Origin of the sequence: Chryseobacterium sp. AG844 (assembly GCF_003182335.1) — a bacterium.
Classification (GTDB): Bacteria; Bacteroidota; Bacteroidia; order Flavobacteriales; family Weeksellaceae; genus Chryseobacterium; species Chryseobacterium cupriresistens.
The window spans coordinates 16,363-28,800 of sequence record NZ_QGTV01000016.1 but is presented as its reverse complement, the minus strand read 5'-3'; the positions used below and the strand labels follow the sequence as shown (position 1 = coordinate 28,800).

Annotated in this window: 12 protein-coding genes; 10 read left to right on the top strand and 2 right to left on the bottom strand. The window is 36.4% G+C overall.

What is annotated here, in order from left to right:
- Positions 1-160: 160 nt before the first annotated feature.
- The gene (locus DEU40_RS15315; protein WP_110010646.1) at positions 161-1,498 is read right to left on the bottom strand and encodes a dihydroorotase; all 1,338 of its coding nucleotides are present in this window, start codon (positions 1,496-1,498) and stop codon (positions 161-163) included.
- Positions 1,499-1,600: 102 nt separating this feature from the next.
- Here DEU40_RS15315 and DEU40_RS15310 point away from each other — a divergent pair, with 102 nt between their 5' ends.
- From DEU40_RS15310 to ribA, 8 genes are all read left to right on the top strand, one after another.
- Positions 1,601-3,055, top strand: a complete 1,455-nt coding sequence (locus DEU40_RS15310; protein WP_110010645.1) for a lipopolysaccharide biosynthesis protein — start codon at positions 1,601-1,603, stop codon at positions 3,053-3,055.
- 155 nt (positions 3,056-3,210) lie between these two features.
- Complete coding sequence (locus DEU40_RS15305) at positions 3,211-4,227, top strand: sugar phosphate nucleotidyltransferase (protein WP_110010644.1); 1,017 nt, start codon at positions 3,211-3,213, stop codon at positions 4,225-4,227.
- A gap of 107 nt (positions 4,228-4,334) precedes the next feature.
- On the top strand, positions 4,335-5,186 hold the full coding sequence (locus DEU40_RS15300; RefSeq protein ID WP_110010643.1) for a DUF4292 domain-containing protein: 852 nt from the start codon (positions 4,335-4,337) through the stop codon (positions 5,184-5,186).
- Complete coding sequence (locus DEU40_RS15295) at positions 5,183-6,745, top strand: peptidoglycan DD-metalloendopeptidase family protein (RefSeq protein ID WP_110010642.1); 1,563 nt, start codon at positions 5,183-5,185, stop codon at positions 6,743-6,745. The genes DEU40_RS15300 and DEU40_RS15295 overlap by 4 nt, the downstream gene beginning before the upstream one ends.
- A 31-nt stretch (positions 6,746-6,776) precedes the next feature.
- Positions 6,777-6,989, top strand: coding sequence for a twin-arginine translocase TatA/TatE family subunit (locus DEU40_RS15290; protein WP_076596910.1), 213 nt, complete (start codon positions 6,777-6,779; stop codon positions 6,987-6,989).
- Positions 6,990-7,004: 15 nt separating this feature from the next.
- Positions 7,005-7,619 carry a DUF4254 domain-containing protein gene (locus DEU40_RS15285; protein WP_110010641.1) on the top strand — a complete coding sequence of 205 codons (615 nt, stop codon included), beginning with the start codon at positions 7,005-7,007 and terminating at the stop codon, positions 7,617-7,619.
- Positions 7,616-8,074 (top strand): hypothetical protein, encoded by a 459-nt coding sequence (locus DEU40_RS15280; RefSeq protein ID WP_062672271.1) that lies wholly within the window; start codon positions 7,616-7,618, stop codon positions 8,072-8,074. The genes DEU40_RS15285 and DEU40_RS15280 overlap by 4 nt, the downstream gene beginning before the upstream one ends.
- A gap of 18 nt (positions 8,075-8,092) precedes the next feature.
- Positions 8,093-8,689: a GTP cyclohydrolase II gene (ribA, locus tag DEU40_RS15275; RefSeq protein ID WP_110010640.1), complete on the top strand. Its 597-nt coding sequence runs from the start codon at positions 8,093-8,095 to the stop codon at positions 8,687-8,689.
- A gap of 189 nt (positions 8,690-8,878) precedes the next feature.
- Here the strand turns inward: ribA and DEU40_RS15270 are convergent, their stop codons facing one another.
- Positions 8,879-9,421 (bottom strand): hypothetical protein, encoded by a 543-nt coding sequence (locus DEU40_RS15270; RefSeq protein WP_110010639.1) that lies wholly within the window; start codon positions 9,419-9,421, stop codon positions 8,879-8,881.
- Between the two features lie 115 nt (positions 9,422-9,536).
- Between DEU40_RS15270 and DEU40_RS15265 the strand changes: the two genes are divergently transcribed.
- Both DEU40_RS15265 and bshA read left to right on the top strand, forming a co-directional pair.
- Positions 9,537-11,240, top strand: coding sequence for a glycoside hydrolase family 3 protein (locus DEU40_RS15265; RefSeq protein ID WP_110010638.1), 1,704 nt, complete (start codon positions 9,537-9,539; stop codon positions 11,238-11,240).
- Positions 11,241-11,266: 26 nt separating this feature from the next.
- A complete protein-coding gene (bshA, locus tag DEU40_RS15260; RefSeq protein WP_079240311.1) occupies positions 11,267-12,415 on the top strand; it encodes an N-acetyl-alpha-D-glucosaminyl L-malate synthase BshA in 1,149 nt (382 codons plus the stop codon).
- The last annotated feature ends 23 nt before the right edge of the window (positions 12,416-12,438 follow it).

The following is a 12,438-nucleotide window of genomic DNA, read 5'->3' as shown; positions in this document are numbered from 1 at the left end:
TACATAAATTTAAAATATCTTGAAACTTAAAAGAGTGTCCAGCTAATCATTCGCCAATCTTTAATAATCTTCCTGCTTAGTTTTGGCTGAAGCCAGTGGCAGATTTTAAAATAAGAAAGCGGGCTAAAGCCCGCTTCTATTGAATTATAATAATCTCTGATTAATCTCTAGGTTCAAAAAGTAATCTCTCTCCAAATTTCTCTTCTGCAATTGTACCATTGTTATACACCAAATGACCATTGACAAAAGTATGGGTAACCTTAGAGTGAAAATTCATCCCTTCCAGTGGGCTCCAGCCACACTTGTAGAGTAGATTGTCTTTGGAAACCGTCCAATCCTGATTTAAATCTACCAAAACAAGATCTGCTTTATATCCTTCCCTTACAAAACCTCTTTTTTCAACTTTAAAAAGAATAGCAGGATTATGAGCCATCTTTTCAACAATTTTCTCAAGGGATATTTTACCGTTTTTATAGTTTTCAAGCATTACAATCAATGAATGCTGCACCAAAGGTGCCCCTGAAGGACATTTTGTATAAACATTATTCTTCTCTTCTGCCGTATGCGGAGCGTGGTCTGTAGCAATCACATCTATTCTGTCATCCAGTAATGCTTCCCAAAGGGCATCTTTATCTTTTTGAGTTTTTACAGCAGGGTTCCATTTGATAAGACCACCTCTTGTTTCGTAATCATCGTTGGTAAATGTAAGATGATGAACACATACCTCAGCAGTGATTTTTTTGTCTTTTAGAGGAATATCATTTCGGAAAAGTTCCATTTCCTTTGCTGTTGAAAGGTGGAAAACATGAAGTCTCGCCCCTGTTTTTTTCGCAAGCTCTATCGCCTTGGATGAAGATTTATAACATGCCTCTTCACTTCTGATCAGGTGGTGGAATTTTACAGGAATATCATCTCCATATTCATCCATATATTTCTGAGTATTGGCTCTGATGGTAGCCTCATCCTCACAGTGCACAGCAATCAGCATTTTGGTATTACTGAAAATGTTTTCCAGAGTTTCAGGATTATCAACCAGCATATTTCCTGTAGATGATCCTAAAAATAACTTGATTCCCGGAACATTTCTAGGGTTCGTTTTCAAAACTTCCTCAAGATTATCATTCGTTCCTCCCATCATAAAACCATAGTTGGCATATGCTTTTTGGGAAGCAATCTCATACTTGTCTGCCAATAGCTCCTGGGTAACAGCGTTTGGAACAGTATTCGGCTGATCAATAAAACTGGTGATCCCTCCGGCAATGGCTGCTCTTGACTCGCTCTCAATATCGCCTTTATGAGTAAGTCCAGGCTCACGGAAATGCACCTGATCATCTATTACCCCGGGAAGAAGATATTTACCTGATCCATCAATAATCTGATCCGCGTCTTCAGAAATGCCGGCAGCTATTTTAGAGATTAAATCATTTTCTATCAGGATATCGCTTTCAAAGACTTTTCCTTCGTTGACGATATTTACATTTTTTATAAGAACTTTCATTTCAATTTATTTCGCTGTAAAATTAAGATTTTAAGTTTTAATTCACCCCAAAATCGCAAAACGAATGCTTAAAGTTTTACATTTGCAAAAAAAAATTCGACTTTGTATAAGAAACTATTAGGACAGACAGCGGTATATGGACTTAGCTCCGTACTAGTCCGTATTTTTCCATTTATCATTGCACCCATCGTTACAAAGGCTTTCGGACCAGCTGCTTCGTCACCGTTTGTAGACTGGTATTCCATTGCAGGTGTAATTACGGTATTGCTTACACATGGGATGGAAACTTCTTTCTTCCGATTTGCACAAGAGGATAACATTGACAAAAAAACATTGATTTCAACCTGCTCAGTGAGTATCATCAGTATGGGGTTAATTTACCTTATTCTGGGATATGTATTCAGATTTCAGCTTGCTGAAGCTTTTGAAACTCCTGATCAGGTCAATTTTCTAATCATATTCTTATTTATTCTCTCATTGGATGCATTTTCCACCATCCCATCTGCTATATTGAGGTTACAAGGAAAACCCTTCAAATATATGCTTTCCAAGGTAGCCGGCTCCCTGGTTTACTTTTTACTGGTTTTATTCTTCATCAGATGGCTTCCTAAACATCCTGAGGAAGTACTTGGGTTAAAATATAATCCTGACTTCGGAGTCGGATATGTTTTCGTTGCCAATCTCATCCAAAGTATTATCACCCTTTTGATTGTAGGAAAAGAATTCTTCAGCTTCAGTATATCCAAATTCGATTTCGGACTGTGGAAAAGAATCATGAACTATTCCTGGCCGGTAATGATTGCAGGACTGGCTGGTATTGTAAATCAGACATTAGACCGACAATTCTTAAAATACCTCCTTCCTGAAGAAGAAGCCCGTCATCAGATTGGAGTATATGGAGCCGTTTACAAGATTGCTACCTTTATTACTGTGTTCAGACAGGCCTATCAATTGGGTATTGAACCTTACTTTTTTTCAAGTTTCAAGAACAAGGATTCTCACAAGACCTATGCCGTATTGATGGATATTTTTGTGGTATGCAGCTGCATCATTTATATGGGACTTATGGTAAATCTTCAATGGATTTCTGAAAAATATTTAAGGAACCCTCTCTACTATGAGGGAATTGAAATCATTCCATTTATCATGCTTGGAGCTCTGTTTCTGGGAATCTACCTTAATCTTTCTATATGGTATAAGCTATCAGATCAGACAAGGGTTGGCTTATATATTTCTGTTATAGGAGCATGTATCACCATTCTTATCAACTTCTTGTTCATTCCTCAATATGGATATTGGGCAAGTGCCATAGCAGCACTGATTACCTTTATGTCTATGATGATCATTTCCTATGTATGGGGACAAAGGCAGTATCCTATTCATTATAATATAGGTAAAATATTGATTTATCTGGGATTCACCATTGTTTGTTCATTGGTCTCTTTCTATTATTTCAGAACTAATTATATGGTAGGTAATCTATTCCTCCTTTTATTCCTGGCTTTGATAGTATTCAAAGAAAAAGCAATAGTATCCAAAATCATAAAAAGATCTTAAACTTTGGTCTTTATTTTGCTTGTAAACAAACCTGTTGTTAATTTAAACAATTATTTAAAAAGATATAAATCATAATCCCTTAAAGGTTTTAATTATTATCTTTAACCTAAATATCAAAAAACAACTAATAAAAACATCTTTTATACATATAATTTATGAAAATTATTGTCCCTATGGCTGGACGTGGTTCCAGATTACGTCCACATACACTGACAGTTCCAAAACCTCTTATTCCTATTGCAGGAAAACCTATCGTACAGAGATTAGTGGAAGATATTGCTAAAGTTGCAGGAGAAAACATTGAAGAGGTAGCTTTTATCATCGGAGATTTTGGCCCTGAGATCGAAAGATCCCTTATTCAGATTGCTGAAAAGCTGGGAGCAAAAGGAAGTATATATTATCAGAACGATCCTCTTGGAACTGCTCACGCCATCAAATGTGCGGAACAATCTATGCAGGGAGATATCGTTATCGCCTTTGCAGATACTCTTTTCCGTGCAGATTTCCAGTTGGACAAAAATTCTGACGGTGTAATCTGGGTGAAAAGTGTTGAAGATCCATCAGCGTTCGGAGTCGTAAAACTGGATAATTACGGTTTCATTACCGACTTTGTTGAAAAACCAACGACTTACGTTTCAGATCTTGCTATCATTGGTATCTATTATTTCAACAGTGCCGAAAAGCTGATGGAAGAAATCAATTATATCATGGATAATGATATTAAAAACGGCGGCGAATACCAATTAACAACCGCTCTTGAAAACCTCAGAGCTAAAGGTGCCAAGTTTACCCTTGGAAAAGTAAACGACTGGATGGATTGCGGTAACAAAAATGCTACAGTAGAGACCAACAGCAAAATCCTTGAATATGAAAGAGAAGCAATGACTCACTATCCTGCTTCCGCTGTGATTGAAAATTCTTTGATTATTCAGCCTTGCTTTATTGGAGAAAATGTAAAAATCTCCAATTCAAAAGTAGGACCTGGCGTTTCTTTAGGAAACAACACAACTGTTGTGAATTCTAATATTGAAAACTCTCTGATTCAGGAAAACACAAGAATTAATCACGGGAACCTTTCTAATTCTATGATCGGTAATTCCGCACAGTATTTTGGGGTTGCCAGAGAAATATCTTTAGGTGATTATTCCGTTTTAGATTTTTTATCTAAATAAGAATAGGAAATATTTTTATTTAAACATCATATCATCAGGCCACACAAAATGTTTTGTGTGGTTTGGCGTTAATATTGCAACGTATTTTTTAATTAAAAGATAAATACATGAAAAACTGGATCCCATTTCTTTTATTGCTTCTTGCCTTATCATCCTGTAAGACCCGTAATACTGCGCAAAGTGATACTGATCATACACGGGATAGCATTAATGGTGCAAAAAATATAGATAATGGAAATCCAAAAGATGTTAATGAACCGGTGAGAGACAAACTCACTTTTTATGAACATGTATTGATCCCACCCAAATTTGAACAAATCAAAATAGACAGCAAGGTAAAAGTAGAAACAGGAAGCTATGTTCCTACACTGGACGCAACCATCTATATTGAAAATGATAAAAAGGTGTGGATGAACCTGAGAGCTTTGTTCATCAATGCCGCCCGCGGTATTGCCACTCCGGAAGGAATAAAAGGTCAGGATAAAATCAATAAAACCTATATAGATTCCGATTTTGACTATCTTAATAATCTGCTGAACGTTAATTTCATTGATTATAAATCATTGGAAAAGATCCTACTGGGGAGAACTTTCGTAAAGATTAACGACAGACAATTTGACCTTACTCAAAATGCTCAGGGTTTTAAAATGGTTTCCAATACGAACCAGAAAATCGTAACGGATGAAAAAAACAGGGAGTATAAAGTGGCTCTCCAATATGACACCAATTACGATTTGTTAGCCGTGAATTTAAAAGATATTCTGTCATCAGACGAACTCGATGTTTCTTATAGTGACTGGAATGAATACGAAGGAATACGCCTTCCGAAAAATGTTAAAATAATTATAAAAGGCTCAAAATCTAGTCAGATTTTACTGGAAAACACGAAATTTGACTTTTCGAGGATGGAAACACCTTATTCTGTACCATCCAGTTATAAGAAAATTGAGATTAAATGATTAGAAAATTTAGCTTTTTAATAGGTGTTTTGATGTTCGGACTGCACCAGGGACAGCAGACCAAAGAACAACTGCAGAAGCAGAATGCCGAACTTAAAAAACAAATTGCACAAATAAATACCGATTTAGCCAAAACCAGAAGTGAATCTAAACTTTCCGTAGCCTACCTTTCCAATGTCAATCAAAAATTGGTATTAAGAGAAAAGGTTTACAATAATACGCAGAAAGAAAAAAGATTCATTGAGGATGATATCTACTTACGTCAGCTGGAAATCAACCGTCAGAATAAAGAACTGGCAGTTTTGAGAAAAAACTATGCTGAAGTTTTGGTGAATGCTTATAAAAACAAAGGAGTACAGAACAAAGTAACTTTTATTCTTTCTGCTAAAAATTTAGGAGAAGCCATACGAAGAGTTCAGTATCTGAAACAATACTCAGACTACCAGGATAAAAAAGCAGCTGAAATCACAAATGCTGCCAATCTCATCAAAAAGACCATTGCCCAAAAGCAAAATTCTGTAAAAGCGAAAGAATCCCTTTTGATTAACCAGCAGAAAGACCTGGCAACCATCAATGCTGAAAGAGCTCAAAAAGAACAGTTGGTAGCTGAATTCAAGAAAAACGAATCCAAGCTGACTGCTGAACTTAAGCAAAAACAAGTTCAGTCTAAAGCATTGGAAGGACAGATCAGAGCTATTATTGCAGAAGAGATCAGAATTGCAAAAGCAGAAGAAGAAGCCAGAAGAAAGGCAGAAGCAGAAAAAATACGTTTGGCAAAACTGGCTGCTGAAAGAGAAAAAGCAAGAATTGAAGCGGAAGCGAAAGCAAGAGCAGAAGCCCTTGAAAGAGAAAGAAGACTTGCAGAAGCAGAAGCCAAGAGAGCTGCAGAACTTGCTGCAAAAAGAGCTGAAGAAGAAAGGAAGCGTAATGAAGATGCCGCGAGAGCCGAAGCTAATGCAAGAGATGAAGCCAGAAGAGTAGCCGCTAAAAAAGCTTCAGACGAAGCCAATGCAAGAGCTAAAGAAGCTGCAGATAAATTAGCTGCCGCAAGAGCAGCAGAAGCAGCGCTTACGAAAAGAAAAGAAGAAGAGAAAAAGGCAGCAGAGAGCAAAGCCATGACAAGCTACGGAGTTTCCACCGCTACAGGAAGCAGTTTTGCAGATAACAGAGGTAGATTAGGCTATCCTGCAGACAGAGCCGGACAAATCACTCACCGTTTCGGAAGACAGCCACACCCGGTTTTCAAAAATATTACTGAAGAAAACAACGGGATCAAAATTTCTGTTCCTTCAGGTGCACGTGCAAAATCGGTGTTCCCGGGATCAGTATCTTCGGTACTGGCTAATAATGACGGAACCAAGACCGTTATCATCAAACACGGAAGTTATTTTACCATTTATTCCAACTTAGGAAATGTAAGTGTTTCCAAAGGGCAACAGGTTTCATCAGGAACTCCGGTAGGTACGATAGCTCAGGATTTTGATGGTGCTTATACGCTTGATTTCCAAGTATGGAACGGAAGTACACCAGTTGATCCATTAGGTTGGATTTCATATTAAAAAAAGTGTAACTTTGTAAAAATTTTAAGAGATGAATACACTAACAATACTTGCCTTATCTTGGCAGCACATCCTTATCGTAGCAATACTTTTGGTATTACTTTTCGGAGGAAAGAAAATCCCTGAATTAATGAGAGGAGTTGGTTCAGGAATCAAGGAATTTAAAGATGCAGTAAAAGAAGAAGACAAACCAGGTTCTGAAAACAAATCGGCTTCCAATAATAACAATTCTTCCAGCAACTAAAATTCCTTAGAATTAATGAAATTTACTGAGACTGCATGGAAAGTCTTCAATCAAGCTATTGAAGACTATCACGTGTCTGATGACGTTAACACTCTAATTAATAACCCGTTCGAAAAAGATAGTTTGGAACGGATTTTGTATGCAAAGAACTGGATTGATACCGTTCAATGGCATTTGGAAGATATAATTAGAGATGAAAATATTGATCCGGCTGAAGCTCTTCAACTGAAGAGAACAATAGACGCTTCCAATCAAAAAAGAACTGATTTGGTAGAGTATATTGATGGCTGGTTTCTTAATAAGTTTGAAAATATAACTCCTAAACCTGAAGCAAAAATAAATACAGAAACTCCCGCTTGGGCAGTAGACAGGCTATCAATTCTTGCATTAAAGGTTTATCATATGTCGTTAGAAGCTAACAGAGATTCTGCTTCTGAAGAACACAGAAACAACTGCCAGGCTAAGCTGGATGTTCTGCTTACTCAGAAAGAAGATCTATCAACTTCTATAGATCAGTTGCTTGCTGATATTGAGAACGGTAACGTTAAGATGAAAGTGTACAAACAAATGAAAATGTACAACGATGAAAGTCTTAACCCAATCCTTTATCAAAAAGGGCAACAAAAATGAAACGACTATTTTTCTTTGGAGTACTTATCATATTAACATCTTCCTGCGCATCGGAGAAGCTTAATCTTTCTCCGTTGTCAAATAATTTTTACAGTGATGCTAAAGGGTCTGATTCAGACAGAAGCTCTAAGAAGAATTTTAATATCAATATCAAACAGAATGTCAATGCTTCTGAAATTTCAAATATGATCTCCACTTTTCCCAAGTTTAAAAACAACGGATTAAATGATGAGATTACCAGTTTGAAATACAGTCTGCAGAATTATTTATATGCTATTGATGCCAGCAATTCTGCCGGAAAAAGCAGAGCCCTTAAAAGCTTCGAAAAATCATACAAAAAAATTCAAAAGCTAAGGCAGAATCTTGACAGAGACGACGATGAAGTTCTTAACAGATATCTGGTACGTTTAAAAACCAATATTTCTGTTATTGAAGATACTTTGCCAGGAAGTTAAAAACTAATTGAACTATCAATGATTAAAATTCAGGCGGAAGCCAATGTTCCCACAGAGCACGGCACTTTCCGAATGATCGCTTTCTCCGAAAACGAAAACGACTGGATGCCGCATATGGCCATCGTTGCTGAAAATACAGATTTTTCAAAACCGGTCAATGTTCGTTTCCATTCAGAATGTATTACCGGAGAAGTTTTCCATTCAAAAAAATGTGAATGCGGCCAACAATTGGATGCTGCAATGAAATATATCCAAGAAAACGGTGGGATTATCATCTACCTTCGTCAGGAAGGAAGAAACATCGGGATCATCAACAAGCTTAAGGCTTACTCACTACAGGAAAAAGGATTGGATACCGTACAGGCCAATCTTGAGCTGGGACTTCCTGCAGATGACAGAAACTTTGGTGTAGCCATTGAAATTCTGAATCTATTGGATGTAAAAGATATCAATCTACTCACCAATAATCCTGAAAAGGTAAAATATGTGGTAGACAGCAATATTCACCTTAATTCAAGAGTCCCATTACAGATTCCTGCCAATGAAATAAGCAAAGGTTATCTGCAGACAAAAAAAGACTTCTTTGGACATCTTCTTGATGACAATGATAACTAATAAAAATAAAGCCTCAGAATAAATACTCTGAGGCTTTTAATTTTTAATATACTGCTAAAAATACAGGCTTTATATAAACAGAGATACCAAGTAGACACTTTGTATCATTTTCTATTATAAATCAAAAGCCCCGAGAGAATTTCCCCCGGGACTTTTTTAATTATAAAAAACTGAAAAGATATTTCTAAATTATTTAGTCTTGATTTTAGACTCGTCAATATTGTAATACTTAATTACGCTATTGTAGTCTGAATAATCAACCGTAGGTGTTGCTGCGCTCTTATTAGATGTACCTGTTTTGGCAGGAACAATAACTACTCTGAATTTTTTGTTAGTGTAGTATACTGGGTTATTATCAAGGTTAACTCCAGTAGTAGATCTTACATCAATCCCAATATCAAACTTACTGAAGTCATATGAATATTCAACTTTATCAGCACCGTTATTAGGATATTCTGTATAGGTAAGCAATTTCCAAATTGGAGAATTATTATTGGTAAGACCTGTTTGTAAATAAATAAGGACTACATCTGATTCAAGTAATGGACTTTTAAATGCATCATCAAAATGATATGTATAGCTATCTTGTTTATTAAATTTCGGAATAATATCATAAGCTGTTGAATACGTATCATTATCCTGACCTTGTACCACAACATCATCACTATTATCACAGCTATAAGCAGTAAAACCTACAGCACCCAGGAATAAGAAGAGAAGTATTTTTTTCATTTCTATTAAAGTTTAGTTATTATTTATAATGCATATTCAAATCATATACCAAAAATCTCAAAAACTTTGTTTTCCTCATATTTTTAATTGTATTTTTGTTCTTATTCAAAAAGTCATGAAGAAATTATTATATACTTCACTCTTTATTGTCGCATTGATAAGCCCTAAGGTGAAAGCCCAGTATCAGCCAAAAAATGTTTCTAAGGAAGACCTGAAAAAAGCTCAGAAATGGGTTGATACCACCTATAAAAATCTTTCTCAGGATGAAAAACTAGGACAGCTTTTTATTGTGGCATTATACACCAACAGAGGAGAAGACTATATCAGCCAGGTAAGAAATATTGTTACGAATGATAAAATAGGCGGTCTGATTTTAATGCAGGATGATGCAGCAAGAGAAATCAATCTGGTCAATGAATTTCAGCAAAAATCAAAAGTTCCATTAATGATCGGAATGGATGCAGAATGGGGGCTCTACCAGAGAATTGCCACGGCTCACAAATTTCCATGGGCTATGACATTAGGTGCTATTCAGGATAAAAATCTTGTCTATCAGATGGCAGCAAAAATTGCGGAAGATTGTCACAGAATGGGGATCAACTGGGATTTTGCTCCTGTAGTAGATGTCAATACCAATCCTAGTAATCCGATTATTGGTAACAGAAGCTTTGGCTCTGAAGTAAATAATGTAATCAACTCTGCCCTATCCTATTCTAAAGGTCTTCAGGATAACAATATCTTAGCTGCTATTAAACACTTCCCGGGACATGGAGATACCAGCACAGACTCCCACCTGGATCTTCCTGTCGTTTCTCATACTATTGAGAGACTTAACGCCGTAGAACTGGCACCATTCAAAGCATTAATGAATAAGGGAATTGGTGGTGTAATGGTTGCTCATTTATATGTTCCAAACTTAGAATCAGGAAAAGGAATTCCGGCTTCTGTTTCTAAAAATATCATTACAGGATTACTGAAAGATAAGCTGGGTTATAAAGGTTTAATCATCACTGATGCATTAAATATGGGTGCTGTAGCTAATAAATACCAACCGGGCGAACTGGATGCTATGGCCTTTAAAGCAGGAAATGACATTATGCTTTTCTCACAAGGTGTTTCTGAAGGTAAAAAACTGATCCAGAAAGCTATTGATAAAGGAGAAATCCCTCAATCCAGAGTGGAAGAAAGTGTGAAAAAAATCCTTTTAACCAAATATTTCCTTGGATTAACTCAATACACTCCTAAAAACCCTGAAAATATCAATAAGGATTTAAATAATGATTCTCATATCCAATTGGTACAGAATCTTTACTCCAATGCCCTGACTTTATTAAAAGATGAAAAGAAATTGCTTCCTCTTACAGGAAAACAGACTTATTATGTTCCTCTTGAAGAAGCTCCTTATCAGACTTTTGCCAACAGATTGGGTAACAATGTTATCATTAAAAAAGCAGGAGAAATTAATACAATTCCAGCGGGATCTACAGTGATCGTAGGTTTCCATAAAGATAATTCTACGGCTTATAAACCTTATAAAATTTCAGCAGAATCCAAAAGAGTACTTTCTGATCTTTCCAAAAATCAAAATGTCATTCTAAATGTATTCGGGAGTGCTTATGCATTAAAAGATATTGACATCTCAAAAGTTTCAACCGTTCTTGTTTCATATGAAAACAATGATGATTCTATGAATGCAACTGCGGATGCTTTCAATGGAAAAACAAAAATATGGGGAAAACTTCCGGTACTGGTTAATGATCAGTTGAAACCGGGAATGGGTATAGATCTTCCTATGACAACCTCAACAAAAACCAAATAATACAAAATTAAAACAACAATAATCTAATGAAAATAGGCATACTTTGCTATCCTACCTACGGAGGAAGCGGAATTGTAGCAACAGAATTAGGAATGTCACTTGCCAACAAAGGCTATGAAGTACACTTCATCAGTTCTGCACTTCCTGCAAGATTAGATATCACCAACCCGAATATTTTCTTTCACAGGGTCAATGTTCAGACGTATCCCCTTTTCCAGTATCAGCCTTATGATATTGCGTTAAGCTCTATGATCTACAGAGTTGTCAATCTTTATAAACTGGATCTTCTTCATGCACATTATGCCATTCCTTACGCATATGCGGCATTTACGGCAAAACAAATGCTCAAGGAAGACAATAATGATATTCCGTTGGTCACTACATTACACGGTACAGATATTACCCTTGTAGGCCAGCACCCGAGTTATAAACATGCAGTAGAATTTTCGATCAATCAGTCTGATGCGATTACTTCGGTTTCTGAAAGCCTGAAAAAAGATACCCTTCAGTTTTTCAATATCAAAAAAGAAATTCAGGTGATTACCAATTTTATTGATAATTCTGAATTTGATGACTGTTCTGAGTGCCAGAGAACACAGTTTGCCAATCCGGATGAAAAAATTCTGATTCACGTGTCTAACCTTCGTCCTGTAAAACGTGTTGACGAAGTGTTGCAGATCTTTAAGAATGTGGAAAGAAAAGTGAAATCCAAGCTGATCATCATCGGTGAAGGTCCTGATATGGAAAAGGTCAATCAGTTTCTGGAAGAAAATCCTGAGCTTATTTCCAAAATCCGCCTTTTAGGAAAGGTGAATGATCTCTATAAAATTTTACAGCTTTCGGATGTATTTCTTCTGCCTTCCGAGCAGGAAAGTTTCGGTCTTGCAGCGTTGGAAGCCATGGCAGCGTATACTCCGGTGATCAGTTCCAATGCAGGAGGAATTCCTGAGGTGAACATTCAGGGGGAAACCGGATATCTTGCTGAAATCGGAAATGTGGAAGCGATGAGCAACTACACGATCAAGCTGTTGAGTAACGATGAACTTTTAGCCAAAATGAAGCAAAATGCGAAAGATCAGGCGATAAAATTCGATTTGAAAAACATTCTTCCTATCTATGAGAAAATGTATAGAACAACCATAGAAAATTTTAATAAGGAGCTGACGAAAGTATAATATTTCTATTATATTTACGTCAC